Raw genomic sequence first — 24,297 nt, forward strand, 5'->3', positions numbered from 1 at the left:
CCGGGCGCGCAGATTTGTTCTGCCGTTCGTCTTTCCATCGGATATCGCCAGCGCATGCGCGCTCGCACGCGTTGCGCTGCAATGACATTGCAAGGACGACGCCACGATTGTTCCTGCATGCGTATGCGTCATCGGCTGCACGGCGTCGCAGCGACCAACACCTACTGGCCAATGCGCGTCGCGACTTCCTGCAGTTTCTATCCGCGCGTGGTCATGGCCACGCGCAGACGTTCGAGTCCTTCGACAGTCGATACGCGCGGGACGTAGCCGAAATCGCGTGTTGCCGGCGCCATGTCGTACCAGTGCGTTGTGCTCAACTGCTCGGCGAGGAAGCGTGTCATCGGTGGCTCGCTCTTGAGACGCAGCAGCGGCCACACCGATTCACAGATCGCACCGATCGCATACGCCGCGCCGAACGGGAGCGTCTTCTTGACCTGTGGTGCGCCGGCCGCGGCGAGCAGCGCGTTGACGATCTCGCGCACCGTCGCCGGTTCGCCGTTGCTGATGAAGTACGCACGGCCCGCGCACGCCGCGCCAGGCGCCAGATGGTCGAAGGCATCGAAGTGCGCCTGCGCCGCGTTGTCGATATACGTCGTGTCGATGCGGTTCTCGCCGTCGCCGACGAAGCGCAGGCGCCCGGCCTGGGCACGTTCGACGAGTCGCGGCAGCAGCTGCTGGTCGCCCGGCCCCCAGATCAGCCGCGGACGCAGCGCGACCGTCGCGAGATCCGATCCATTCGCCGCGAGCACCGCCTGCTCGGCGATCTTCTTGGTCGTCGCGTACGGCGCCTTGAAGTCCTCGCCGTACGGCACGGTCTCTGCGGTGCCGCCTTCCACCGGATGCGTCGCCCGATGGGTCACGCTCGGCGTCGACGTGTAGACCAGCCGGCCGATGCCGTGCGCGCGGCAGGCATCGAGCACGTTCTGCGTGCCCATGACGTTGGCCTGGTGATAACTCTCATAGCTGCCCCAGGCGCCGGCCTTGGCTGCGTTGTGGAAGATCGCGTCCATGCCCTGCGCGGCAGCGCGCACGGCGTCCGCATCGGCCAGATCGCCGCGGACCTGGCGCACGCCGATCGCATCGAGCTCGGGGTAGTGCCCGCGATTGAAGCTGGTGACGTCGTGACCGCGTTCGACGAGGCCGCGGCACAGGGCCTGGCCGAGGAAACCGCCGCCACCGGTGACCAGGATCCGCATTGCCGACTCCACACGCTGCAGGGCCGCACACGATAACGAGGCGGACCGGCGTTGGCGACGCGCCGTCGGGATCGACCGCTGCAAGTGGCTGATCCGCCTGCACTTCAGAATTCTTCATTCGCGTATCAAGCACTTCAGACGGGCATCGGGTGCAGTGCGGCTCCCTCGATCGGAGTCCGTCCATGCAGTCCTTGCCCCGCCTCGCTCTGTCCGCGTTGCTTGCCCTGTCCGCCGCGCCGCTTGCGGCCGCTTCACCCGCGCCCGTCACCGACTGGCCGGTCGCCGATGCCGGCGCACGCGGCTGGAACACCGAGCGGCTCGCCGCGCTGGATGCCGCCATCGCCGGCGGCGAAGCGCCCGACACCACCAGCGTGCTGGTCGTCCATCGCGGCGCGCTGATCCACGAGGCCTATTTCAACGGGGCCGATCGCGACACGCTTCACACCACCCGCTCGCTGACCAAGAGCGTGACCGCGCTGCTGGTTGGCGCCGCGATCGACCGCCGGCTGATCGAAGGCGTCGATGCGCCGGCCCTGGGCTTCTTTCTGGATCGCACGCCGGCCCACCCGGGCGCGTTCAAGACCGCCACGACGGTCGAAGACCTGCTGACGATGAGCGCGCAGTGGGAATGCGACGACAACAACGAGTTCTCGGCCGGCCATGAGGAGCGGATGTACGTCAGCGCCGACTGGATCCAGTTCGCGCTCGATCTGCCGCAGCGCGGCTATCCGGCATGGACGACGCGCCCGGCCGACAGCCCGCATGGACGCGCCTTCGCCTACTGCACGGCGAATGCGTTCCTGCTCGGCGCGATCGTCGAACGCGCAAGCGGCCTGTCGCTGGAACGCTTCGCTGCCGATGTGCTCGAGCGCCCACTGGGGATCGAGGCCGCGCGCTGGCACCGGTCATCCGACGGCACCGGCATGGGTGGCGGCGGCACGGAATACCGCAGCCGGGATCTGGCGAAATTCGGACAGCTCATCACGGATGGCGGCCGCTGGAAGGGCCGGCAGATCGTATCGGCCGACTGGGTGCGGGCGATGGCGCAGGTGCACGCGCAGACGCCCTTCGATGCCGATTACGGCTATCAGATGTGGCGTTTTCCGTTCAAGGCGGGCGACCGGCAGGTGCACGCCTGGGCGATGTCCGGCAACGGTGGCAACTACGTGTTCGTGGTGCCGGAATCGCAGCTGGTCGTGGTGATCACGCGCACCCGCTACAACCAGCGCGGCATGCATGCCGAGTCGCAGAAGCTGTTTTCCGATTATGTGCTCAGCGCGATGCCGTGACCGCATCGTCGGGCAGCCGACCGGACGCCTGCGCCGCAGCGCGTTCGGCCGCGAGCGCCGTGTCGATGCGACGCAACGCGGCATCAAAAGCAGGCGCGGTGCGCAGATCCACGAACAACGGTGAGACACGCAGATAGCCGGCATTGCGGAAGCCGGCGGTGACCGCGGCATCGAGTGCCTCGAGCGCTGCGGAGGTGTCGCCCGCCATTGACTGCAGCAAGGCGACTTCGATGCCGTCGAAGGGATCGGCGCCGCTGGCCAGTCCGGCGCGCAATGCGTCGGCGCGTGCGCGCAGCGTGGCGGCATCGGGCGGCGGCTCGACACCTGTGATCCATGCCATCGTCTTCGGCAGGCTGGCATGCAGTTTGAGCGCACGCGCCTGCTGCACAGCTTCACCCGCCGCGATGTGTTCGCCGCGCAACAGGGCGAGTTCCGTGGCCAGCAGATGCAGGCCGGCATGATCCGTGCCGCGCGAGATCGCTTCATTCAACGCGGCCTGCGCTTCGTCCGGACGGCCGTGTTCGTAGAGGAACGTGGGCCAGGCGAGATTGGAGAACACATTGTCCGGATACAGCTGGAAGCTGCGCCGGTACCGCGTTTCGGCCGCGGCGGTGTAGCCGAGCAGGTCGAGGTTGGACGCGATCTGCAGTGGCAGGAAGCGCACGGTCTCCGGTGCACGCACGTCCAGATTCGCGGCCAGCGCATCGGCGATGTGGCCCTGTCGTGCCTGCAGATACGCGGCCGACGCACGGCTGCCGTCGGCCGCGGGATCCAGCTGCACGGCGCGCGTGTAGCCGGCCAGCGCGGCGGTGACTTCGCCGCGGCAATCGTGTGCATACGCGAGCGCGGTGTGTGCAGCGGAGGATTCCGGCTCTCGCGCAACTACGGCGTCTGCCAGCGCCAGCGCCTGCGCTGCATCCTCGGCATTGCCGCTGTAGAGACACAGGCGTGCGCTGTAGGCGCGGCTCAGGCCGAGCTGCGCGGTGCTGTCGTCCGGTGCTTCCTGCAGGCGTTGCCGGTACAGCGCGATCGCGCGTTCGTTGTTCTCGGGCTGACCGATAGCGGCGTAGTACGCCGCACGTTCCAGTAACGGCGAGATGACCGGCGTTTCCGATCGCGGCCACAACCACCAGAGCAGCGCGCCGAACGTCGACAGTGTCAGCATCAGCAGCACGGCGATGCGCAGTGCATGCGGTCGCCGTTCGAACGTAACGGCCGTCGGCGTTGCCGGCGCTTCGACCCGCGGTTCGCTGCACAGCTGATAGCCCTGCCTGCGCACCGAACGCAGATAGCGCGGCTGCCGGCCGTTATCGCCCAGTGCCTGGCGCAACAGCCGCACGCGCTGGGTGACCGTTTCCTCGCCCACGTGCGCGGGCGCCCACACGCGTTCGATCAGTTCGTCGAAGCCGACCACGCGTGTGCCCTGCCCCAGCAGCACATGCAGCAGCCGGAAGCTGAGGCCGGCCACGTCCAGCACCTGGCCGTCATCGCGGACCACGCGTTGCCGTGCGACATCGATGCGGAGATCGTCGAGCCGGTACTGCGCAGGCGCGGTGTCAGCCGACACGCGTCGCCGCCCACGCGGCCAGCGTCTCGCGGCCGATCTTGGCGTTGTGGCGGATGTCGACCGGGAAGCCGGGGTGGAACAGCACGCGCTCGATGCGCCCGGTGTGGACGAAGCCTTCGCCGATGTGGCGCAGTTCGTCGGCGATGCGCGCCTGTTCGGTTTTCGCGACGCCGGCTTCCAGCTCCACGCACAGCACCGGGGTCTGCGCGCCCTTCGGGCCGACACCGACCAGCGCCGTGCGCTTCACTTCGGCGTGCACGTTGAACACCGGTTCGACCTGTTCGGTGCACAGCGTGCCGGTGGCGGTGACCACGCGGTGGCCCTTGCGGCCGCAGAACCACAGCCGGCCCTCGGCATCGAAGTAACCGAGGTCGCCCATGCGATGGACGATGCGCGTGCTGCCGTCGGGCAATGTCTCGGTGATCTTCGCCAGGCGCGTCTGCGCGTCGCGATTGAAGTAGGTGTCGGTGGCGCTGGGTCCGGCGACGGTGATTTCGCCGACCTGCGCGCCGGGCACGCACAGCGTGTCGGACCACTCGGCGATCGCCTCATCGTTAACCCGGATGATGCGCACCTCGTTCGGCGGCACCGGTCGGCCCACGCAGGTGCCGGCGCCGTGTTCGGTGCGCGTACGCAGTGCCAGCAGTTCGCGGCCTTCGACGACGGCGACGGGCAGGCATTCGGTCGCGCCGTAGGGCGTCCAGAAACGTGCGTCGTCGGGCAGCAGTTCGAGGATCTTCGCGACCGTCTCCGGCGGCACCGGTGCACCGGCCGAGGTCACGCGGCGCAGTGTCGGCAGTGGCTTGCCGAACCTTGCGAGTACGCCCATCAACGCCGGCGAGCCGAACAGCTGGTCGACGCCGAAGCGTTCGATCGCCGCATGCAGCTTGCGCGGATCGGCCTTGGCCGGCCGGGTCGGATCCATGTCCGGAATGATCGAGGTGAGTCCGAGCGCAGGATCGAACAGCGCGAACGGCGGGAACGTCGGCAGGTCGATGCCACCGGCGCCGATGCCGAACGCGTCATGCAGCATGTCGATCTGCGCGGCGAAATGGCGATGGCGGTAGACCACGCCCTTGGGCACGCCCGTCGAGCCGCTGGTGAAGAGGATCGCGGCGACGTCATCGCCCGCGGTCGCGGCGAGTTGCGGACCTGCGCCGGCGCCCGCGCGTTCGACATCCGCCAGCGTCGCGTCGCTGAGCACCGCCCAGCGCCCGGTGGTGATGCGCACGCGCGCCGACTTCGCCCAGCCCAGCAGAAGCCGCGCGAACTGCGCCAGCGGAATGCCGATGAAGGCCTCGGCGCCGGCTTCGTCCAGACACTGTTTCAGCGCACGCCTGTCGATGCCCGGATCGACCAGCACCGGCACCGCGCCGGCCTTGAACAGGGCGAACATCAGCAGGAAGAACTCGGGCGTCGGCCGCACCATCAGCACCGTGCGCGTGCCGCGGACGATGCCGCGCGCGGCGAGTCCGGCGGCGATCGCGTCGCTGCGCGTATCGAGCGCGCCGTAGCTCAGTGCGTGCGCATCGGCGTAGCGGCCGTCGGGGCCAGGGCAGCGCATCGCGATGCGGTCGGGGCGGTCGCGGGCCAGGCGCGGCAGCGCGGCGGCGATGTTGACCGCATCGGCGGCGAAGTCGGCGGGAGCACTCATCGGCGACAGGATACCGGCGGACACCGTTCGACGGCGGCGGCTACGATAGACGTTTCCTGCCCGGACACGTCCATGCGCGCCTTCCGTTTCGCCGGCCCGATCCTCGTTCTGTTGACCGCCGGGCTGCTGTCCGGCTGCGCCAGCACCGGCAAGCAGCGCAACGCGCTCGAACGCGCGCAGTACGCCTGGTCGGCGGCGGTGCGCTGGAACGATTTCGAAGGCGCGTGGCAGATGGTCGATCCGGAGTACCGGATCGCCAAGCCGCTCAGCGAGCTGGATTTCGCGCGCTACGACCAGGTGCAGGTCACCGGTTACCGCGACCTCGGCGCCCAGGCCGGCCCCGAGACCGCGACGCGGGAGATCCAGATCAGCGTGGTCAACCGCCACACGATGGCCGAGCGCAGCGTCCGCTACACCGAATCCTGGCGCTGGGATGCCGCGGCCGGCACCTGGTGGATCAGCAACGGCCTGCCGGACTTCTGGGCCGGCCAATAGCCCCACGCCGAGGCACCTCCCCGGATACGACCGACGCCAGACCCCGGTGGCTGCGCCCAACGGCGATGCGCCCCGGCAACGCGGCCCGGTCCGGTCCGCCCCATGGCTGCGGTATGCGACAATCGCCGCCCGCTGCCGCTGCGCGAATCGTCCGTGAACTTCGAAGAACTGCTGGCCTTCCTGGGCCGAAACCAGATGCTGTCGCTGATCCTCGCCGGATTGACGGCGGCGATCGTCTACAACGAGATCGCACGGCTGTTCCGCGGCTTCAAGGCCTTGCGGCCGGCCGAATTGACCGTGCTGATGAACCGCGAGAACGCGCTGGTCGTCGACCTGCGTCCGAGCGCCGACTACGGCAAGGGCCACATCCCCGGCTCGAAGAACGTGCAGATGAGTCAGTTCGATCCGGAGAGCAAGCAGCTCGCGCCGGCCAAGGAACTGCCCATCGTGCTGGTCTGCAAGACCGGCAGCACCGCCGGCGACGCCGCCAAGCGCCTGAAGAAAGCCGGCTTCACGAATGTCTTCGTGCTCGACGGCGGCATCGGCAGCTGGCAGCAGGCCGATCTGCCGCTGGTCAAAGGCCGCGGCTGAGCGGAAACCCCCCTTCGCGGCGGGTGCCATAATCGGCGATCCGCCTTCTATCCAAATCATCGCTGGAGTTGATTCACATGTCCGAAGAACAGGCCACCAACGGCGCCAATGGCGCAGCTCCGGCGCAGCCGGCAGGCGCGCAGTTCAGCGTCGAGAAGATCTACGCCAAGGATGTCTCGTTCGAGTCGCCCAAGTCGCCGGCGATCTTCAACGAGCAGACCCAGCCGCAGCTCAACATGAATCTCAACCAGAGCGTGCAGCGCGTGGGCGACAACGCCTATGAAGTGGTGCTGGCGATCACCCTGACCTGCAGCCTGGGCGAGGACAACGCGAACACGGTGTACGTGGCCGAAGTGAAGCAGGCCGGCGTGTTCGGTCTCACTGGCTTCGACAGCAACACGCTGGACGCGCTGCTCGGCACCCAGTGCCCGAACGTGCTGTATCCGTATGCGCGCCAGCTGATCGGCGACCTGATCCAGGCCGGTGGTTTCCCGCCGTTCCTGCTGCAGCCGATCAACTTCGACGCGCTGTATGCCGAAGGCCTGCGCCAGCGCGGCGCGCAGGGCAACGAGCAGCCGACGACCGACCAGATCGGCAACGCCTGAGCGTGACCGGGACCAAGCCCGCGGTCGCAGTACTGGGCGCGGGCTCCTGGGGGACCGCGCTCGCCTCGCTGATCGCACGTAACGGGCACCCCACCACGCTGTGGGGTCGCAACGCCGAGCAGATCGAGGCGATCGACCAGCGCCACGAGAACCCGCGCTACCTGCCGGGCATCCCGCTGCCGCAGAACCTGCGCGCGACCACCGATCTCGCCCACGCCCTCGACGGCGTCGGCCTGATCCTGGTCGTCGTGCCGTCGCATGCCTTCACTGAAACGCTGGAACTGCTGGCGCCGCTGCGCCCGGCGGGCGTCGGCGTGTCGTGGGCAACCAAGGGTTTCGAACCCGGCTCGGGCCGCTTCCTGCATGAAGTGGCGGGTGGTCTGGTGGGTGAGGACGTGCCGCTGGCCGTGGTCACCGGCCCGTCGTTCGCCAAGGAAGTCGCGTCCGGCCTGCCGACCGCGATCACCGTGCAGTCGGACGATGTCGACTTCGCGCAGACCGTCGCCGACGTGCTGCACGGCCCGACCTTCCGCGCCTACACCGGCACCGACATGCGCGGCGCCGAACTGGGCGGCGCGATGAAGAACGTGCTGGCCGTGGCCACCGGCGCGGCCGACGGCATGGAGCTGGGCCTCAACGCCCGCACCGGCCTGATCACCCGCGGCCTCAACGAGATGCTGCGCCTCAACCAGGCGATCGGCGGCCAGCCGGAAACCCTGATGGGTCTGGCAGGTCTGGGCGATCTGGTGCTGACCTGTTCCGGCGACCTGTCGCGCAACCGCCGGCTGGGCCTGGCGCTGGGTCGCGGCGAAAAGCTGGAAGACGCGGTACGTGCGATCGGCCAGGTGGTCGAGTCGGTGCAGACCGCCGACGAGGTCATGCGTCTGGCCGAGCGTCACGGTGTCGAACTGCCGATCTCCAGCAACGTGCGCGCGGTACTGCACGGCGAAATGACACCGGCCGAAGGCCTCCAGCGCCTGATGGCGCGCGAGCAGAAGCCCGAGTATCCGGACGCGCTGTTCGACTAGGCCCGCGAGGGCACTGCTGTTCCGAATGACGCCCGGCCCCTGCGCCGGGCGTTTTTCATGGGCGACGCCAACGCCGTTTCATGGAGGCAAAAAAAAACCCCGACCTTTTCAGGCCGGGGCGGTGTGGCATCCGGGAGAGAGAGAGGGGACGCGCCGGGGGAAGCGCGGTCTCCGGATGTCACGGGGGAGCGGTTACCAGCGCACGCGCGGACCGACGAACCACTGCGTGTCGCCACCACTGATCAGCTTGATGTCGCCGGCGACGCCGAAGTTCGGCGTGAACTTCCACTGCGCGCCGAGGCGGCCGTAGAACTCGCTGTCGAAGCCGCTGCCGTAATCCTCGTAGCCGGCCAGGGCGTAGCCCTCGAGCGCGGGCAGCAGCGCACTGCGCGCGCCCACTTCCACCGCGTAACCGTCGGCATCGAAGCCCTGACCGAAATCGATCTTCTGGTAGGCCACGCGGGTCAGCAGATCGGTCCGCGGCGACACCTCATGGTTGTAGCCGACGCCGACGCGCCACTGGTCGCGGTCGAACGGGCTGCGATCGACGCTCTCACGGGTGTAGTCGCCGAACGCATGGAAATTGGGATGGAACGCCGCCGAGCCGCGCACCGACCAGCCGTCGGAATCGACATCCCGGTTGACCGGGGCGATATCGGACTTGCTGGCGGAATAGCCGCCTTCGAGATAGGTGTACGACAGACCTTCGGCAGCGTGGGCGGCGGCGAAGGGGAGCGTGGCGGCCATGGCCACGGCGATCAGGGTGCGCTTCATCGGTGTTCGGTCGTCCGTGTGTACGTCGTGCGGGTGCTGGAAAAATGCCGGCCCGGGCGGAGGGGGGAGGGGATGCTTCGAGGGGAGGGGAAGCACGACCACCCAGGCCGGTGATTGCATTCTCGGCCCGGGCGGACAACATGCGCTGAATATTGAACCAGCGAGTACAGGAACTTTTGCCGTGGCGTTCAGGTCGCCAATGCGCCACGTCGAGGCGGATCAGAGATCGCCGCCCAGATACCCCTGCTGGCGCCAAGCCTCGAACACGACCACCGCGACCGCGTTCGACAGGTTGAGGCTGCGGTTGCCGGGTCGCATGGGCAGGCGCAGACGCTGGCCGTCGGGCACTCGGTCGAGGACGTCGTCCGGCAGGCCGCGGGTCTCGCTGCCGAACAGGAAGGCATCGCCTGGCGCGAATGCCGGCGCATCGAAACGCACGCTGTTGCGTGTGCTCAGCGCGAACAGGCGCGCCGGCTGGATCGCGGCGAGTGCGGCATCGAGATCGTCGTGCACCTGCAGCGTCGCGTACTCGTGGTAGTCGAGCCCGGCGCGGCGCAGGTTGCGGTCGTCGAGGTCGAAGCCCAGCGGCCGCACCAGATGCAACCGCGCGCCGGTGTTGGCGCACAGGCGGATCACATTGCCGGTGTTGGGCGGAATCTCGGGCGTGTGCAGGATGACGTCGAACATGGGCCGGACCGGGCTGCGGGCCGGGCATTGTCGGTCACCAGGGCAGCGTCGCGCCGGTCCAGTCGAGGAAGCAGCCGCTGTCGTCGTTGTCGAGACCGGCGATGACCTGGCGCAGTCCGGCGACCGAATCCTCCGGCACTTCGCTGGCCTGGGCACCGCCCATGTCGGTCTGCACCCAGCCCGGATGCAGGGCGACGACGACGATGCCGCGCTCGCGTAGGGCGTGCGCCAGCTGCACGGTCGCCATGTTCTGCGCGGCCTTGCTGATCGCGTAGCTCGGCGTGCCGAAGCGCGCGGTGTTGGCGATCGAGCCGAGTTGCGAGGACAGGTTGGCGACGCGCGCGCCGTCGACGAGCCGCGGCGCCAGCGCCTGGGTCAGCAGCAGCGGGCCGACCACGTTGATGCGCAGGCTGTCGTCCAGCGTGTCGGCACTCAACGTGCCGAAGCGCTCGCCGCTGTGCAGCACGCCGGCGTTGTTGATCAGCATACCGATGCGCGCGTCATCGCCCGCGGCGAGCGGCCATTCGCGCACCAGCTCGTCGCGCGAGCGGGCGTCGCCGACGTCCAGCGGCAGCACCTTCAGATGGCCGGGGTGCTCGACGGCGAGCGTGTTGAGCGCGGTCGCCTTGCCCGGATGGCGGCAGGTCGCGACGACGCGGGCGCCGTCGGCCAGCAGCTGGCGGACGAATTCGAGGCCGAGGCCCCGGTTGGCTCCGGTGACGAGGGTCCAGTCGGTCACAGCGCGCGCCTTGGGAATGGAGGAGCCGTCGATGCTAGGCCCGCGCGTGAAAACGTCGGATGAGGCCGGAGACGCACGTCCATGGACGACCGGACATCCGTCCGTCGAACGCCCGCCTGTGCGGGAATGCCGGGCGACGCGAAGCGGCGCGTCAGGAATCGTGATTGCGCAGAAGCGAGCGCCTGATCTGCAGCCGCACACGGGGCATCCGGGGTTGTGCGCGACGACCGGGCCACGTTCGTGACGCTCATGAGGCCCGCGGCCCCGGCCGAGGCCGGCACGCAGCCGTCGTCCATGACCTGCGGCCCGTGCCGACGCCCACGGTGCTGGCTAGGATGGCGATCTCGCACGCCCCTCCCCCGAAGGCCCCGCATGTCCGTTTCCGCTGTCCGCCCCACTTCGTTCCCCGTGCCGCGCGCCACCCTGCTCGCACTCGCGACCGGTCTGGCGCTCGCCGGGGCGGCATTCGCACCTTCGGCATTCGCGCAGGCCCCGACCGCGGCCGCGGCGCAGGCCGGCGTCGACATTCCGTACGAGACGTTCACCCTGCCCAACGGCCTGCGCGTGGTGGTGCACACCGACCGCAAGGCGCCGATCGTCGCGGTCAACATCTGGTACCACGTGGGCAGCAAGGACGAACCCGCCGGCCGCAGCGGCTTCGCGCACCTGTTCGAGCATCTGATGTTCCAGGCCAGCGAACATCACGACGGCGAGTTCTTCGACCCCTTCAAGCAGGTCGGCGTAACCGACCAGAACGGCACCACCAACACCGACCGCACGAACTACTTCCAGAACGTGCCGACCACCGCGCTCGACATGGCGCTGTGGATGGAATCCGACCGCATGGGCCATCTGCTCGGCGCGGTCGACCAGGCGGCGCTCGACGAGCAGCGCGGCGTGGTGCAGAACGAGAAGCGCCAGGGCGAGAACCAGCCCTACGGCCAGGTCTGGGACAAGCTGACCCGCGCGCTGTATCCCAAGGGCCACCCGTATCACCACGGCGTCATCGGCTCGATGAACGACCTCAACGCGGCCGCGCTCGACGACGTCAAGCAGTGGTTCCGCACTTGGTACGGCCCGAACAACGCGGTGCTGGTGCTGGCCGGCGACATCGACGTGGCCACCGCGCGGGCCAAGGTCGCGCAGTACTTCGGCGACATTCCGGCCGGCCCGACGATGGCGCAGCCCGCCGTCGACGTGGCCAAGCGCAGCGCCGACACCCGCGAGACGATGGAAGACCAGGTGCCGCAGGTGCGCATCTACCGCGCGTGGAACGTCGCCGAACTGGGCACCACCGAGATCGATCATCTGCAGGTGCTGGGCAGCGTGCTCGGCGGCGCCAAGGCCTCGCGTCTCGACCGTCGCCTGCTGCACGACGACCGTCTGGTCGACAACATCAGCGCCGGCGCTTACGGCTCGCAGCTGGGCTCGAACTTCGTCGTGATGGCGACCGTGAAGCAGGGCGTGGATCCGGCGACCGTCGAGGCGGCGATCGACGAGGAACTCGAGCGCCTGATCACCGAAGGCCCGAGCGCCGAAGAGCTCGAACGCGCCAAGACCTCGTTCCGCGCCGGCTTCGTGCGCGGCATCGAGCGCATCGGCGGCTTCGGCGGCAAGGCCGACGCACTGGCCGAATGCACCGTCTACGAGGGTGATCCGGGCTGCTTCCGCGACTCGCTGGCAAACGTCGCGGCGACCACCGCCGAGGACGTCAAGGCGGCCGGTGCGAAGTGGCTCGATGTCGGCAGCCACACCATCACCGTCGTGCCGGGCGCACGCACGCCGCTGGTCGAGGAGCCCGCGGTCACGCCGGCACCGTTCACCCCGCCGGCGCCGGATGCCAGGTACACGACCACGCGCGGCACCGTTGACCGCAGCACCGGCGTGCCGAAGACCGCGTCGTTCCCGGAACTCAAGTTCCCGGCGCAGGAGCGCGCGACGCTGTCCAACGGCACGCAGGTGATCCTGGCGCGTCGTCCGGAGATTCCGGTCGTGCAGCTGAGCTACGAGTTCAAGGGTGGCTACACCGCCGACTTGGGCCGCACGCCGGGCACCGCGAGCTTCACGATGAACGTGCTCGACGAAGGCGCCGGCGGTCTGGGCGCGCTCGACTTCGCCGACCGCGTCGAAGCGCTGGGTGCGAGCCTCGGTGCGGGCGCGTCGCTCGACGGCAGCAATGCCTACGTCTCGGCGCTGAAGGAAAACCTCGATCCGTCGCTGGCGCTGTTCGCCGACATGCTGCGTCGCCCGAACTTCGACCAGAAGGAAATCGACCGCATCAAGGCGACGTGGATCGCCGGCATCGCGCAGGAGAAAGCGCGCCCGTCGAGCGTGGCGATGCGCGTGTTGCCGCCGCTGGTCTACGGCGCCGGTCATCCTTATGCGATTCCGTTCACCGGCAGCGGCACCGAAGACGCGATCGCCAGGCTCACGCGCGACGAGCTGGTCGCGTTCCACCGCGACTGGGTGCGTCCGGAAGGCGCGACGCTGATCGTGGTCGGCGATACCACGCTGGACGAGATCGTGCCGATGCTGGAGACGCATTTCGGCGACTGGCGTGGCACCGGCCCGGCACCTGCGGCCATCGAAGTCGCCGAGGTCGCACGTCCGACCGCCCCGCGCGTGTTCCTGATCGACCAGCCCGGCGCGGTGCAGGCGAACATCTTCGCCGCGCAGGTGATTCCGCCGACCAACGATGCGTCGTCGACCCGTTTCGACATGGCCAACACCGTGATCGGCGGCGATTTCACCGCGCGTCTGAACATGAACCTGCGTGAGGACAAGCACTGGTCCTACGGCGCGCGCAGCTCGGCCAGCGGCACGCTGGGCCAGCGTCCGTGGATGGCGTCGGCGCCGGTGCAGATCGACAAGACTGCAGAGGCGATGGCCGAGATCCAGCGTGAGCTGACCGACTTCGCCGATGGCGACCGTCCGGCGACCGCCGCCGAACTCGCACGTGCCCAGGCGATCAACACGCTGAGTCTGCCCGGTGCCTACGAGACCGCGTGGTCGGTGATGTCGACGATCGGCGGCAACGTGCGCTTCGGCCGTCCGGACGACTACGTATTCCAGCGCAAGGCCGAGATCGAGTCGATGACGGTGGCCGATCTCAGCGGCGTGGCGACGACGATCGATCCCAAGGCGCTGACCTGGATCGTCGTCGGCGATCTCAAGCAGATCGAGGCGCCGATCCGCGCGCTCGACCTGGGCGAAGTGCAGGTGCTCGATGCGGAAGGCCAGCCGGTCGGCCGCTGAGGAAGTAAGCCCGCGTTCTGTTCCATCTCCGCGATGCCCGCCACAATGGGCGTCGCGCCATCCCCGTTCCGGAGTTGTCCATGCGTCCTGCCCTGCTGGTGTTGCTGCTGTCCCTGTCCGTCACCGGCTGCACCTGGGTGCACATGGCGCCCGGCGCGAGTGCCGTCCGCGTGACCAGTGCCGCCCCCACGGGCTGCGAGAAGCGCGGCGAGGTCGAGGTCGCGGTCAAGCACAGCATTGCGTTCGTCGAACGCAACCAGCTGCGCGTGCGTGAGGAACTGGAAACCCTGGCCCGCAACGAGGCCCCCGGCCTGGCTGCCGACACGATCAACCCGCTGGGCGAGCCCGCCGGCGGCAGCCAGCGCTTCGCCGCCTGGCGCTGCAACCGCTGAGTGAGCCCGCGCGCCGGCATGACCGGCGCGCGCCGCCCAGCCCTGTCCACGCCCTGACTCGCGGTCCATCGCGGGCGCTGGAGCGCGTCCGTCCGGCTCCGCGTCATGCGTCGCCCCGCCGAAGCGGGTACCCTATGCGGCTCCCTTTGCCAGATCCGGCGCCCAGCCCATGCTCTTCAAGAACGTCGCCATCGCCGGCCTCGCCCATGTCGATGCGCCGAACCGTGTGACCAGCGACGACATCAATGCAAGGCTGAAGCCCACCATCGACCGCCTCGGCATCAAGACCGACGTGCTCAAGGACATCGCCGGCATCCACGCCCGTCGCCTGTGGGACGACGAGGTCCAGGCCTCGGACGCCGCCACGATGGCCGGCCGCAAGGCGCTGGAAGACGCCGGCATCGAAGTCGGCAAGCTGGGCCTGCTGGTCAACACCTCGGTGAGCCGCGATTACCTCGAGCCGTCCACCGCCAGCATCGTCGGCGGCAACCTCGGGATTCCGGACACCTGCCAGAACTACGATCTGGCGAATGCCTGCCTCGCGTTCGTCAACGGTATGGATGTCGCCAGCCGCATGATCGAGCTGGGCGAGATCGACTACGCGATGATCGTCGACGGCGAAACCGCGAACCTCGCCTACGAGAAGACCATCGAGCGTCTGCTGCGCCCGGAAACGACGGAAGAGGATTTCCGCAACGAACTGGCCACGCTGACCCTGGGCTGCGGCTCGGCGGCGATGGTGCTCGCACGCGCCGACCTGCTGCCCGACGCGCCGCGCTACAAGGGCGGCGTCACGCGCTCGGCGACCGAGTGGAACACCCTGTGCCGCGGCAACCTCGACCGCATGGTCACCGATACCCGCATGCTGCTGATGGAAGGCATGAAGCTCGCGCAGAAGACCTTCGTCGCCGCGCGCGAGGCGATGGGCTGGGTGGTCGACGAACTGGACCAGTTCGTGATCCACCAGGTCAGCAAGGTGCACACCGGCGCCTTCATCCAGTCCTTCGGCATCGATCCGGCCAAGGTCCACACGATCTTCGGCGAGCACGGCAACATCGGCCCGGCCTCGGTGCCGATCGTGTTGAGCAAGCTCAAGGAACTGGGGCGCCTGAAGAAGGGCGACCGCATCGCGCTGCTGGGCATCGGTTCGGGCCTGAACTGCACGATGGCCGAGGTGGAGTGGTAAACCCGCCCCGCACGGTCTGCTGACGCCGCAAACGACGAGGCGCGCTCCCGCAAGGAAGCGCGCCTCGTGCGTATCGGGCCCGGTGAACCGGGCCGCCGGCAGCTCAGTCGTTCGCCATCCGGGCCGGCCCGATCAGGCTCTGCAGGTCGTTTTCCAGCGTGTTGATGCGGTCCGACAACTGGGCCGCATCCTGCGGACTGACATGCACCAGCCCTTCGAGCAGTTCCGACAGCTGCAGCAGACGCGCACGCTGGTCGCGCACGTCCAGGCGCACGCGTCGTGCACGCAGGTCGCCGATCTCGCTGTGGCTGGTGCTGCGGCGGTAACGCTCGCGCAGCATCATGTGCAGACGTCCGGCCACGCGCAGATCGGCATCCGACCACGGCACGCCGGTGCCCCGCACGGTCTCGTGCCACGCCGCGAAACTGGCGCGCGGCCCGATCTTGGTGCCGTCCTCGGCCATCAGGAAGGGTTCGTCGGGGCGACCGGCCCAGCGCACGTCGTCGACCTCTTCGCGGCGGAAGAAGAACAGCCACTCGTCCCGTCCGAGGTCCAGCGGCAAGGCGAGCACGCCGGCCAGGCCATCGGCCTGGCCGAGATCGTCGGTCCAGTCCTCGGCACGCTCGGTGGACACCGCGCCGGTGCCGGTATTGCTACGGCGCAGCCAGTCCAGCAGCGCAGGCGCGCGCGCAGGATCGGGCGTGCGGCCGGCGCTGTGCCAATGGCCGCCCTGCAGCAGACCCACGCCGTCGCAGTCGACCGCGCGGCGCAGCAGGTCGAGTTCACCGGCCAGCGCCAGGCGGGGTTCGCTGGCATTGTCGAGCCGCAGCGCCAGCGCATCGCGCACGCTGCGCGCGCCGTCCTCCAGCGTGATCGAATGCTGCTGCTCGCGCGAGGCGACCCGCATCGAGACGAACAGGCCGAACAGGTCGGCAGCCGCGCGCACACCCGGCGCGACCTTGCGCGGCGTGCGGTGGTGACAGGCGATCAGGCCCCACAGGCGGCCGCCGGCCACGATGGAGATCGACATCGACGCGATCACGCCCATGTTCGCCAGGTATTCCAGATGCACCGGCGACACGCTGCGCAACGACATCTGCGCCAGATCCAGCGGCGCACCGCGCGCGTCGCGATCGGGCAGGATCGGCACGGGGACGTAACGCGCGTCCGGAATCACCCGGATGCGGTTGCGCAGATACAGCGTGCGCGCCTGGATCGGGATGTCGGAGGCCGGGTAACGCAGGCCCAGGTAGGAGGTGAGCGCGGAATCGCGGGACTCGGCCACCACCTGACCGGCGTCGTCATGACGGAAGCGGTAGACCATGACCCGGTCGTAGCCGGTCAGCAGGCGGACCTGCTCGGCGACGCGCTGGTTGAAATCGTCGATGTCCTCGCTCGCGGCGACACGCGCGATCATCGTCTGCGCGACCACGGTCGGCGAACGCTCGGCGGCGCTGCGCGGCTGCGGTTCGATCTCGATGTGTACCAGGCCCTCGGCCACGTGCACGCTGATGTCGCACAGGTGCGCCATCGGGCCGACGTTGCCGACGGCCGCACGTTGCGGCGGCGCGCCCGGCTCGCCGAAGCCGATCGTCTCGGCGATGGACTGGATCAGATCGTCGGTCAGGAACTCGCGCAGCGAATGCCGCAGCATTTCGTCCGGCGCGGCGCCGATCAAGGCTTCGACATTCGCCGAGACATGGCGGATCGTCCAGTCGGGCAACTGGCAGCTGATCAGATAGCCGTGCGGCTGGATCGCACCGGAGAGGTGGATCGGTTCGTTCGCGCACTCCTGCAGGGCGCGTTCAAGGGCTGGATTCATGCAGGGGCTCCTGGTCGGGGGCTACAGGAGTGGCCGCGAAGCCACGTTCGAAACAACGATCGGCGAACGCGAACGCCTCGCGGGCACCACGCTCCATCCGGATAAGCACGTCCTCCTCGACAGGCGAGAACGCGGCAAGCCGGTCCAGCACGCGTGTCCAGTCGTCGCTCGCGGCATGGCGCGTCAGGAAGCTCGCGCCCGCCTCGTCCCGGTGACCCAGCGCCTGTGCCTGACGGACGAGATATCGCGCGCCTATGCTGCTGCCGGCCATCACATAGTCCCAGCCGAGCCGCTCGACCGCATCGCCGACCGGGCTGAAGATGCCCGACGGCGGTAACGGCGTTACGCCGCAATGCTGGAGATCGCCGGCCAGCCAGAACGAGTAACGCGGCAGCAGACCGACCGCCACTTCGTAGTCGGTGGCGAAGCGGTGCATGCCGGCGAGATAGCGGGCATACGCCTCGGGGGTCGTCAGACCCTCGGGGAAATGGGCATCGAGCCGGGCATGACTGGCGGACGTCCGCGTCCGCAGCTGCTGGCGTGCATCGCCGGAACTGCTGCCCGGCATGGAGCGGGCATTCGTATTCATCGAATCAGGATACCGGGCCTTTCTGAATCGCAATGTTCACATCCGCACATAAGGGCTTGACCGCCGACCAGCGGTCGTCATTGCGCCGATATACGCCCGGGAACGGAATCCATCTGGCCTACAATGGCGCGCATTCATCGCGTTCGTGGACTTCATCGACAGTGCAGCTACCTGACTACGCCTTCAGCGGCCAACACTTCGACGTGCGACCGGGCGTCGCGATGCACTACCTCGACGAGGGTCCGCGCGACGGCGAGATCGTCGTCATGCTGCACGGCAATCCGTCGTGGAGCTACTACTGGCGCCACCTCGTGCTGGGCCTGCGCGACCGCTACCGCTGCATCGTGCCGGACCACATCGGCATGGGCCTATCCGACAAGCCCGACGACGGCCCGCGCGCGACGCCGGGCTACGACTACACGCTGGCATCGCGGGTGGAAGACCTGCAGACGCTGCTGGCCCACCTCGGTATCGACGGCCCGCTGACCCTCGCGGTGCACGACTGGGGCGGCATGATCGGCTTCGGCTGGGCGCTGGAACACATGCCGCAGGTCAAGCGCCTGGTGATCACCAATACGGCGGCATTCCCGATGCCGGCCGCCAAGCCGATGCCCTGGCAGATCGCGCTCGGCCGCGATTACACGGTCGGCGAATGGATCATCCGCGGCTTCAACGCGTTCTCCGGGGGCGCATCGCGCTTCGGTGTCTCGCGTCCGATGTCGCCGGAAGTGCGCCGCGCCTATGTCGCGCCTTACGACAGCTGGGCGCACCGGATCAGCACGGTGCGCTTCATGCAGGACATTCCGCTCGGCCCCAAGGACCGCGCGTGGCCGTTGCTGGAAGCCGCCGGCGAGCGCCTGCCCGAGTATGCGGACCGCCCGGCGTTCATCGGCTGGGGCCTGCAGGACTTCGTGTTCGACCATCACTTCCTCGAAGGCTTCCGCAAGGCCCTGCCGCAGGCCGAAGTCCACGCCTTCGACGACGCCGGTCACTACGTGCTGGAAGACACCCACACGGTGCTGGTACCGAAGATCCGCGACTTCCTGGACCGCCACCCGCTGGACGCGCCCGCGGCCTGACCTCAGGCGAGGGTCGCCGCTGTCGCCACCCGCGGGTGCGGCGGCACGCCCGGCACCGGCAACTCGCGCCAGCGCCAGTCCTCGGCCGTCAGTTCAGCCAGCCCGTGTCCGGCGCGCGCCCGGTCGCACTGCAGGCTGCGCACGCCGTCTTCCAGCGATGCCGGCACGGCGGCGCAGGTGGACGGACGGACCGGGTGGATCGAACAGCGCGAATGACGGCCGATCTCGGCTTCCAGCGCCACGCACCGGGGACTGGCCTGCGACGTGCCGCGCATCGCGCGCTCGTGCGTGCGCAGCGGTTCGGTCAGTTCGGCCGGCACCTGCCCGCCCAGCGCGGGCTCGGTCTCGCTCCAATGGAAGCTGACCCGGAAGAACGCACAGCACGCACCACAGGTGAGGCAGGGATGCGACATGGGCGTCGGCAGCGGTTGGGGGCGGCGCGCAGTGTGGCAGCGCGCGCGCCGCGCGCAAGTGCCGCCGCGCGGGGATCAGGCGGCCGCGGGCGGGCGCAGGATCGCGACGTAGCGGGCCTGCATCTCGGTCGCCACGCCGCCCTCGGGCAGCGCGACCCGCGCGGTCAGCGACACCCGGGCGCGGCCGCGCTGGCGCAGCGTGCGCAGAAAGGCCTGCCAGTCGCCCGTGGCGATCGTCGCCTCGGCTTCCAGATCGGCGCGCAGCGGCGCGCGGTAGCGCACGTCCGAATCCGCGACGTAGACCTCGGCATCGAGGCCGGCCGCTTCCACCTGCAGCGTGGTCAGGCCCCAGGCGGCCAGCGTCATCAGCGATGTCAGGCTGCCGCCGAACGCGGTGCCCTTGTCGTTGACGTGGGTGGCCAACGGCGCCTGCAGACGCAGGCTGGCGCCATCGAAACCGGCGATGCGGACCTGCATCGCGACGACGGGCGGCATCGAACGGTAATGCGCCTCGAGGGCGTGCAGGGGATCTTGGGTCATGCCGGTCCTGTGGAGTGGGCGTTGCGGCTTGCGCCGACTCCCGGCAGCCACCAAGCTGCGCGCATGTATCCCGCGCCGGCTTCCTCGCTTCTGGCGGGATATTACGTCATCTCGCTGCGACCGGCCGGCGCCCACGGCGGACTGCGCCGGGCCGCCGCGAGACTGGGTGCGCGCACGTTCGCGCTGCCGCCGTGGCGTCTGGTCTTCCATGACGACGCCGCTGTCCGGGCCACGCTGCGCGAGGCGCTGGCGGCCGACATCGTGCTGTTCACCAGTCCGCCGGCGGTACGCGCCGCCTGTGCGCTGCAGACACTCGTGCCTGCCCGCCACCCGCAGCGCTGGCTGGCGGTTGGCACCGTGACTGCCCGTGCGCTGCGTGCTGCCGGCATTGTCGACGTGCAATCGCCTGCACGGATGGACAGCGAAGGGCTGCTGGCCCTGCCCGCCTTGGCCAATGTGCGCGGCATGCGCATCGGTCTCGTCACCGCGCCCGGCGGCCGCGGCGTGCTCGCGCCGGCATTGACCGCAGCCGGTGCACGGGTCATCCGCGCCGACATCTACGCGCGGCAGCCGGTGTCGCCCGCGCCGGTACGCATCGCCGCCCTGATGGCGTTGCCGGCGCCCTGGCTGTTGCCGTTGAGCAGTGGCGAGGCGCTGGACACGATCCTGGCCCAGCTGCCGCCTGCCGCCGTGGATCGGCTGCGCGACGCCCGGGTGATGGCCGCCAGCGCACGCCTGGCCGAACGGGCCCGCGTCCATGGATTCCGGGATATCCGCATCGCCCGGGACGCCCGTCCGGGCAGCCTGCTGGCGGCCGCCGACGCCGGGCATTCCGCTTCCTGAATGGAGGTGGATCCGCGACGCATCCGTCACGACACGGTCTGCAGGGTGGGCGCTTCGCTCGACCCTTTCATGGAACCGCCATGTCCCTGCTCCGCGCGCTGCTGGTCTGGATCGTCATTGCTCTCGTCGGCGCGCTGGCCGCGCAGTTCCTGCTCGGAGACGATCCGGGCTATGTCCTGGTCCGCCACGGCGGCGTCGATCACACCACCACCGTGGTCAATGCGATCGCGATGGCGCTGGGCGCCATGGTGGTCTTCTGGCTGGTGGTCACGCTGATCCTGCTGCCGTTCCGCAGCTGGGGCCGCTACCGCGAGACGCGGGCGCAGAGCCGTCTGGGCGAAGGCCTGGAAGCCCTGCACCAGGGCCATTACACGAAGGCCGAAAAGCTGCTGCAGCAGTCGGCGGACGAAACCCCCTACTACGAATCCGCCGGTCGCCTGGCCGCCGCGCAGGCCGCGATCGGCCGCGGCGACAGCAGCGCAGCACGCGCCCATCTCGACCGTTTCGGCGAGCGCCATCCGGCGACCCGCGCGATTGCGCTGGCCGAGATCGCGCTGCTCGATGAGCGTCCGATCGACGCCCTGGCCGCGCTCGAAGCGCCGTCGGCACAACCGCTGCCGCCGCGCGGTCTCGCGCTGCGCGCCGATGCCTGGGCGATGACCGGCCATGCAGCCGAGGCCTACGGTCTGCTGGGCGCGCTGCGCCAGCAGCACGCCCTGCCCGACGCCCAGCTGGCCGCACGCGAAGTGCGCTGGGCGGCTGCGGCGCTGCGCGAGGCCGCGGACGGCAACGTGCTGGCCGAACGCTGGGATGCGCTGCCCAAGACACTGAAAACCGAAACGCCGGTGGTGCTGGCTTATGTCGACCGTGCGGTCGCGCTGGGCTGGCACGACGCCGCGCTGCGCAGCCTGGAAACCGCGCTCGACGCGCGCTGGGACGAACAGCTGGCCTCGCGCTATTCCAGCCTCGACGTGGGCGATCCGGCGCATCGCCGCAGCCGCCTCGAACGCTGGCTGCAGACGCATCCGTCGAGCTCCGGCGCGATGCTGGGCTTGGCCCGGCTGCACCATTCGCAGCAGGAATGGCCGCAGGCGCGTGGCTATCTGCAGCGCGCGATCGATCAGGGCGCGGGCCGGGACGCCTGGGTGCAGCTCGGCGATGGTTACGCGGCCGTGGGCGAAGAGGCCAATGCGCGGCTCTGCTACGCCAATGCCCTGCGCGCGGCACGCAACGAGCCGATCGTTGCCCTGCCCTCGAACCAGACGACCACGATCGATCCCATCGTCGACACGCCGCGGGATCCGCATGCAGTGCCGCCGCTGGTCGACGACCGGATCGATGACCGCGATCTGCCGCCGCGCATCTGATGGATGGCATTTGCCGCGCGCGGTATCGCGCGTGGCGAGTGCAGATGGGCCGGACGTGTGTCCGGCGGCGTCTTCAGGCTAGCGCGGTTCTCGGCGCACGACGCATTCCACGCATACGCGCAGCGGATATCGGATCTGTCGTCGTGCGATCGCGCAGCGCGCCAGATCGATACAGTGCCGTGCCGGGCAGCGCGCCAGCTGCCTCAGCGCATCAGGCGGTGCACGGCCACCGCGCCATCCACTGCCTGGTCGAGCGTGACGTCGGCGACTTCGCCGGTCGCATTGGCAGCCAGGGTCACCGTGACCGGGCCGACGATGACCTGCGGCCCCACGGGGCCGAGGATTGCCGCGCCATCGAGCTGTCCGTCAGGGAACGCGATGAATCCGCCGATCGCCGCAGCCCGGGCATCGTCGACATAAAGACCGGCGCGGCGCATCTCGTCTTCGGTCAGCGGCTGCGCGTCGACGATGACGATCGCGCCCAATGCCGCACCGCCGTCCGCCGCGCGCCAGGCGCAGCTCAGGCCATGCGATTCCGGCGCGGTCTGACGCGAGCCTGCGGGATCCACCACCTCGAGGCCCGCGATCAGGTCGCCAAGCGCGGCCGCGATCCGGTCACAGCCCGGCAAGGCCTCGGGCGGCAAGGGCGCGGCGATCACCTGGGGGCCGGTGGCGGCCACCTCCTGTTCTTCGGTCTTGCCGCAACCGGCAAACAGCAGGGCGGCGCAGGCAGCGCCGAGCGCAGGTGCGATCAGTCGGGTGTGCATCGTGGACATCCTTGGAATCGGAAAGCGCAGCGCCTCACAACGCGCGCGGAAAACGTCAGCGTTCGAGAATCGCCACGACGCCCATGCCGCCGGCGGTGCAGATCGAGACCAGCGCGCGGCCACCGCCGCGTTCCTTGAGCTGCTTGGCCGCGGTCGCGACCACGCGGGCACCGGTCGCTGCGAACGGATGACCGGTGGCCAGCGACGAGCCCAGCGGATTGAGTTTGGCCGGATCGATCCGGCCCATCGGCGCGTCGAGGCCGAGGCGCGTGCGGCAGTAGTCCTCGCTCTCCCACGCGCGCAGCGTGCACAGCACCTGCGCGGCGAAGGCCTCGTGGATCTCGTAGATGTCGAAGTCCTGCAGCGTCAGCTGGTTGCGCGCGAGCATTTCGGCCACGGCGATCGTCGGCGCCATCAGCAGGCCTTCGCCGTGCACGAAATCCACCGCCGCCACGTGCACATCGCGGATGTGGCAGAGCACTTCGTGACCGTGCGCGGCGGCCCAGTCGTCACTGGCCAGCAGGCAGGCCGATGCGCCATCGGTCAGCGGTGTCGAATTGGCGGCGGTCAGCGTGCCACGGCCCGAGGCCTTGTCGAACGCGGGCTTCAGCGTGGCGAGCTTCGCCAGCGAGGTATCCGCGCGCAGGATGTTGTCGCGCGCCACGCCGCGGAAACTCACGACCAGATCGTCGAAGAAGCCGCGCTCGTAGGCCGCGGCCAGCTTGTGGTGCGAAGCGACCGCAAGTTCATCCTGCGAATCGCGCGAGATGTTCCATTCCTTGGCCATGTCCTCGCAGTGCTCGCCCATCGACTTGCCGGTACGCGGCTCGGCCACGCCCGGGAAATCCGGCTTGAGCTCGCGCAGGCGGAAGCCCTTGAACGCGGCGATGCGCTCCTGCGTGGTCTTGGCCGCGTTCGCCGCCAGCAGACGCCGGCGCAGCGCGCGGCCATAGACGATCGGCACGTCGGAGGTGGTGTCCGAGCCGCCGCCGATGCCGGACTCGATCTGGCCCGCGGCGATCTTGTTGCCGATGGTGATGATGGAATCGAGCGAGGTGCCGCAGGCGCGCTGCAGCGTGATGCCCGGCGTCAGTGCGGACAGACCGGACGACAGCGCGGCCTCGCGGCCGAGGTTCCAGTCGCTGGAATGCTTGATCACCGCACCCATCGCCACTTCGCCGAGCTGCTTGCCGTGCAGGCCGAACCGCTCCACCAGAGCGCCGAGTGTCCGCACCGACATGCCGAGGTTGCCGACGTCCGCGTAGGCTGTGTTCTGGCGGCAGAACGGTATGCGGACGCCACCCAGCACGGCGACGGGACGACCTTGCAGCATCGGGAATTCCTCGCGGAAACAGAATGTGAGACCGTCGCAATCACGGGACGGGCATAATGTGAATGAGTGTATCGCTGCCGGTGTGC

General features: G+C 69.2%; 23 protein-coding genes. 11 read left to right on the forward strand and 12 right to left on the reverse strand.

Going from position 1 to position 24,297, the window contains the following annotated elements; translation table 11 throughout:
* Positions 1-197: 197 nt before the first annotated feature.
* Positions 198-1,196: a 2-alkyl-3-oxoalkanoate reductase gene (gene oleD, locus AC3A5K_RS13365; RefSeq protein ID WP_487618032.1), complete on the reverse strand. Its 999-nt coding sequence runs from the start codon at positions 1,194-1,196 to the stop codon at positions 198-200.
* A gap of 182 nt (positions 1,197-1,378) precedes the next feature.
* Between oleD and AC3A5K_RS13370 the strand changes: the two genes are divergently transcribed.
* The gene (locus AC3A5K_RS13370; RefSeq protein ID WP_487618033.1) at positions 1,379-2,485 is read left to right on the forward strand and encodes a serine hydrolase domain-containing protein; all 1,107 of its coding nucleotides are present in this window, start codon (positions 1,379-1,381) and stop codon (positions 2,483-2,485) included.
* Here the strand turns inward: AC3A5K_RS13370 and AC3A5K_RS13375 are convergent.
* Both AC3A5K_RS13375 and oleC read right to left on the reverse strand, forming a co-directional pair.
* Complete coding sequence (locus AC3A5K_RS13375; RefSeq protein ID WP_487618034.1) at positions 2,469-4,052, reverse strand: winged helix-turn-helix domain-containing protein; 1,584 nt, start codon at positions 4,050-4,052, stop codon at positions 2,469-2,471. The two genes, AC3A5K_RS13370 and AC3A5K_RS13375, sit on opposite strands and share 17 nt — an antisense overlap.
* Positions 4,042-5,706: an olefin beta-lactone synthetase gene (gene oleC / locus AC3A5K_RS13380; RefSeq protein ID WP_487618035.1), complete on the reverse strand. Its 1,665-nt coding sequence runs from the start codon at positions 5,704-5,706 to the stop codon at positions 4,042-4,044. The genes AC3A5K_RS13375 and oleC overlap by 11 nt, the downstream gene beginning before the upstream one ends.
* 72 nt (positions 5,707-5,778) lie before the next feature.
* Here oleC and AC3A5K_RS13385 point away from each other — a divergent pair, with 72 nt between their 5' ends.
* The 4 genes from AC3A5K_RS13385 (at position 5,779) to AC3A5K_RS13400 (ending at position 8,425) form a co-directional block, all read left to right on the forward strand.
* The gene (locus AC3A5K_RS13385; protein ID WP_487618036.1) at positions 5,779-6,201 is read left to right on the forward strand and encodes a hypothetical protein; all 423 of its coding nucleotides are present in this window, start codon (positions 5,779-5,781) and stop codon (positions 6,199-6,201) included.
* A 153-nt stretch (positions 6,202-6,354) separates the two neighbouring features.
* On the forward strand, positions 6,355-6,792 hold the full coding sequence (locus AC3A5K_RS13390; protein ID WP_487618213.1) for a rhodanese-like domain-containing protein: 438 nt from the start codon (positions 6,355-6,357) through the stop codon (positions 6,790-6,792).
* 77 nt (positions 6,793-6,869) lie between these two features.
* Positions 6,870-7,397, forward strand: coding sequence for a protein-export chaperone SecB (secB, locus tag AC3A5K_RS13395; RefSeq protein ID WP_487618037.1), 528 nt, complete (start codon positions 6,870-6,872; stop codon positions 7,395-7,397).
* Between the two features lie 2 nt (positions 7,398-7,399).
* Positions 7,400-8,425 carry an NAD(P)H-dependent glycerol-3-phosphate dehydrogenase gene (locus tag AC3A5K_RS13400; protein ID WP_487618038.1) on the forward strand — a complete coding sequence of 342 codons (1,026 nt, stop codon included), beginning with the start codon at positions 7,400-7,402 and terminating at the stop codon, positions 8,423-8,425.
* Between the two features lie 192 nt (positions 8,426-8,617).
* On the opposite strand, the gene AC3A5K_RS13405 is transcribed toward AC3A5K_RS13400, so the two are convergent.
* The 3 genes from AC3A5K_RS13405 to AC3A5K_RS13415 all read right to left on the reverse strand — a co-directional run bounded on the left by AC3A5K_RS13405 (position 8,618) and on the right by AC3A5K_RS13415 (position 10,625).
* Positions 8,618-9,199: an OmpO family porin gene (locus tag AC3A5K_RS13405; RefSeq protein WP_487618039.1), complete on the reverse strand. Its 582-nt coding sequence runs from the start codon at positions 9,197-9,199 to the stop codon at positions 8,618-8,620.
* Positions 9,200-9,418: 219 nt separating this feature from the next.
* Complete coding sequence (locus tag AC3A5K_RS13410) at positions 9,419-9,886, reverse strand: tRNA (cytidine(34)-2'-O)-methyltransferase (protein WP_487618040.1); 468 nt, start codon at positions 9,884-9,886, stop codon at positions 9,419-9,421.
* Between the two features lie 34 nt (positions 9,887-9,920).
* Positions 9,921-10,625, reverse strand: coding sequence for an SDR family oxidoreductase (locus tag AC3A5K_RS13415; protein ID WP_487618041.1), 705 nt, complete (start codon positions 10,623-10,625; stop codon positions 9,921-9,923).
* Between the two features lie 372 nt (positions 10,626-10,997).
* On the opposite strand from AC3A5K_RS13415, the gene AC3A5K_RS13420 reads away from it, so the two are divergent.
* The 3 genes from AC3A5K_RS13420 (at position 10,998) to AC3A5K_RS13430 (ending at position 15,458) form a co-directional block, all read left to right on the forward strand.
* Entirely contained in the window at positions 10,998-13,880 is a 2,883-nt protein-coding gene (locus AC3A5K_RS13420; protein ID WP_487618042.1) for a M16 family metallopeptidase, read from the forward strand.
* An 80-nt stretch (positions 13,881-13,960) separates the two neighbouring features.
* Entirely contained in the window at positions 13,961-14,272 is a 312-nt protein-coding gene (locus AC3A5K_RS13425; protein WP_487618043.1) for a DUF4156 domain-containing protein, read from the forward strand.
* Between the two features lie 169 nt (positions 14,273-14,441).
* Positions 14,442-15,458 carry a 3-oxoacyl-ACP synthase III gene (locus tag AC3A5K_RS13430; RefSeq protein WP_487618044.1) on the forward strand — a complete coding sequence of 339 codons (1,017 nt, stop codon included), beginning with the start codon at positions 14,442-14,444 and terminating at the stop codon, positions 15,456-15,458.
* 103 nt (positions 15,459-15,561) lie between these two features.
* On the opposite strand, the gene AC3A5K_RS13435 is transcribed toward AC3A5K_RS13430, so the two are convergent.
* A complete protein-coding gene (locus tag AC3A5K_RS13435) occupies positions 15,562-17,280 on the reverse strand; it encodes a GAF domain-containing protein (RefSeq protein ID WP_487618045.1) in 1,719 nt (572 codons plus the stop codon).
* On the reverse strand, positions 17,264-17,848 hold the full coding sequence (locus AC3A5K_RS13440; RefSeq protein ID WP_487618046.1) for a biliverdin-producing heme oxygenase: 585 nt from the start codon (positions 17,846-17,848) through the stop codon (positions 17,264-17,266). The genes AC3A5K_RS13435 and AC3A5K_RS13440 overlap by 17 nt, the downstream gene beginning before the upstream one ends.
* Before the next feature lie 242 nt (positions 17,849-18,090).
* Between AC3A5K_RS13440 and AC3A5K_RS13445 the strand changes: the two genes are divergently transcribed.
* Complete coding sequence (locus AC3A5K_RS13445) at positions 18,091-18,948, forward strand: alpha/beta fold hydrolase (protein WP_487618214.1); 858 nt, start codon at positions 18,091-18,093, stop codon at positions 18,946-18,948.
* A gap of 2 nt (positions 18,949-18,950) precedes the next feature.
* On the opposite strand, the gene AC3A5K_RS13450 is transcribed toward AC3A5K_RS13445, so the two are convergent.
* Both AC3A5K_RS13450 and AC3A5K_RS13455 read right to left on the reverse strand, forming a co-directional pair.
* Positions 18,951-19,361, reverse strand: a complete 411-nt coding sequence (locus AC3A5K_RS13450) for a YkgJ family cysteine cluster protein (RefSeq protein ID WP_487618047.1) — start codon at positions 19,359-19,361, stop codon at positions 18,951-18,953.
* Positions 19,362-19,436: 75 nt separating this feature from the next.
* Complete coding sequence (locus AC3A5K_RS13455; RefSeq protein WP_487618048.1) at positions 19,437-19,901, reverse strand: YiiD C-terminal domain-containing protein; 465 nt, start codon at positions 19,899-19,901, stop codon at positions 19,437-19,439.
* Between the two features lie 63 nt (positions 19,902-19,964).
* Here AC3A5K_RS13455 and AC3A5K_RS13460 point away from each other — a divergent pair, with 63 nt between their 5' ends.
* Complete coding sequence (locus AC3A5K_RS13460) at positions 19,965-20,744, forward strand: uroporphyrinogen-III synthase (protein ID WP_487618049.1); 780 nt, start codon at positions 19,965-19,967, stop codon at positions 20,742-20,744.
* An 80-nt stretch (positions 20,745-20,824) separates the two neighbouring features.
* Complete coding sequence (locus AC3A5K_RS13465) at positions 20,825-22,111, forward strand: heme biosynthesis HemY N-terminal domain-containing protein (protein WP_487618050.1); 1,287 nt, start codon at positions 20,825-20,827, stop codon at positions 22,109-22,111.
* Positions 22,112-22,314: 203 nt separating this feature from the next.
* On the opposite strand, the gene AC3A5K_RS13470 is transcribed toward AC3A5K_RS13465, so the two are convergent.
* Positions 22,315-22,878: a hypothetical protein gene (locus tag AC3A5K_RS13470; protein WP_487618051.1), complete on the reverse strand. Its 564-nt coding sequence runs from the start codon at positions 22,876-22,878 to the stop codon at positions 22,315-22,317.
* Between the two features lie 55 nt (positions 22,879-22,933).
* Positions 22,934-24,211 (reverse strand): acetyl-CoA C-acetyltransferase, encoded by a 1,278-nt coding sequence (locus AC3A5K_RS13475; protein ID WP_487618052.1) that lies wholly within the window; start codon positions 24,209-24,211, stop codon positions 22,934-22,936.
* Positions 24,212-24,297 lie beyond the last annotated feature (86 nt).

Source organism: Luteimonas sp. Soil_C_5 (genome assembly GCF_057656615.1).

Bases quoted from the DNA above. Each gene is read 5' to 3' on its own strand.
- AC3A5K_RS13370 (WP_487618033.1), top strand. From the start codon at position 1,379: ATGCAGTCCTTGCCCCGCCTCGCTCTGTCCGCGTTGCTTGCCCTGTCC.
- oleC (WP_487618035.1), bottom strand. From the start codon at position 5,706: ATGAGTGCTCCCGCCGACTTCGCCGCCGATGCGGTCAACATCGCCGCC.
- AC3A5K_RS13440 (WP_487618046.1), bottom strand. From the start codon at position 17,848: ATGCCGGGCAGCAGTTCCGGCGATGCACGCCAGCAGCTGCGGACGCGG.
- AC3A5K_RS13450 (WP_487618047.1), bottom strand. From the start codon at position 19,361: ATGTCGCATCCCTGCCTCACCTGTGGTGCGTGCTGTGCGTTCTTCCGG.
- AC3A5K_RS13410 (WP_487618040.1), bottom strand. From the start codon at position 9,886: ATGTTCGACGTCATCCTGCACACGCCCGAGATTCCGCCCAACACCGGC.
- AC3A5K_RS13385 (WP_487618036.1), top strand. From the start codon at position 5,779: ATGCGCGCCTTCCGTTTCGCCGGCCCGATCCTCGTTCTGTTGACCGCC.
- AC3A5K_RS13460 (WP_487618049.1), top strand. From the start codon at position 19,965: ATGTATCCCGCGCCGGCTTCCTCGCTTCTGGCGGGATATTACGTCATC.
- AC3A5K_RS13455 (WP_487618048.1), bottom strand. From the start codon at position 19,901: ATGACCCAAGATCCCCTGCACGCCCTCGAGGCGCATTACCGTTCGATG.
- secB (WP_487618037.1), top strand. From the start codon at position 6,870: ATGTCCGAAGAACAGGCCACCAACGGCGCCAATGGCGCAGCTCCGGCG.
- AC3A5K_RS13470 (WP_487618051.1), bottom strand. From the start codon at position 22,878: ATGCACACCCGACTGATCGCACCTGCGCTCGGCGCTGCCTGCGCCGCC.
- AC3A5K_RS13430 (WP_487618044.1), top strand. From the start codon at position 14,442: ATGCTCTTCAAGAACGTCGCCATCGCCGGCCTCGCCCATGTCGATGCG.
- AC3A5K_RS13445 (WP_487618214.1), top strand. From the start codon at position 18,091: ATGCACTACCTCGACGAGGGTCCGCGCGACGGCGAGATCGTCGTCATG.
- AC3A5K_RS13420 (WP_487618042.1), top strand. From the start codon at position 10,998: ATGTCCGTTTCCGCTGTCCGCCCCACTTCGTTCCCCGTGCCGCGCGCC.
- AC3A5K_RS13435 (WP_487618045.1), bottom strand. From the start codon at position 17,280: ATGAATCCAGCCCTTGAACGCGCCCTGCAGGAGTGCGCGAACGAACCG.
- AC3A5K_RS13475 (WP_487618052.1), bottom strand. From the start codon at position 24,211: ATGCTGCAAGGTCGTCCCGTCGCCGTGCTGGGTGGCGTCCGCATACCG.
- AC3A5K_RS13465 (WP_487618050.1), top strand. From the start codon at position 20,825: ATGTCCCTGCTCCGCGCGCTGCTGGTCTGGATCGTCATTGCTCTCGTC.
- AC3A5K_RS13405 (WP_487618039.1), bottom strand. From the start codon at position 9,199: ATGAAGCGCACCCTGATCGCCGTGGCCATGGCCGCCACGCTCCCCTTC.
- oleD (WP_487618032.1), bottom strand. From the start codon at position 1,196: ATGCGGATCCTGGTCACCGGTGGCGGCGGTTTCCTCGGCCAGGCCCTG.
- AC3A5K_RS13425 (WP_487618043.1), top strand. From the start codon at position 13,961: ATGCGTCCTGCCCTGCTGGTGTTGCTGCTGTCCCTGTCCGTCACCGGC.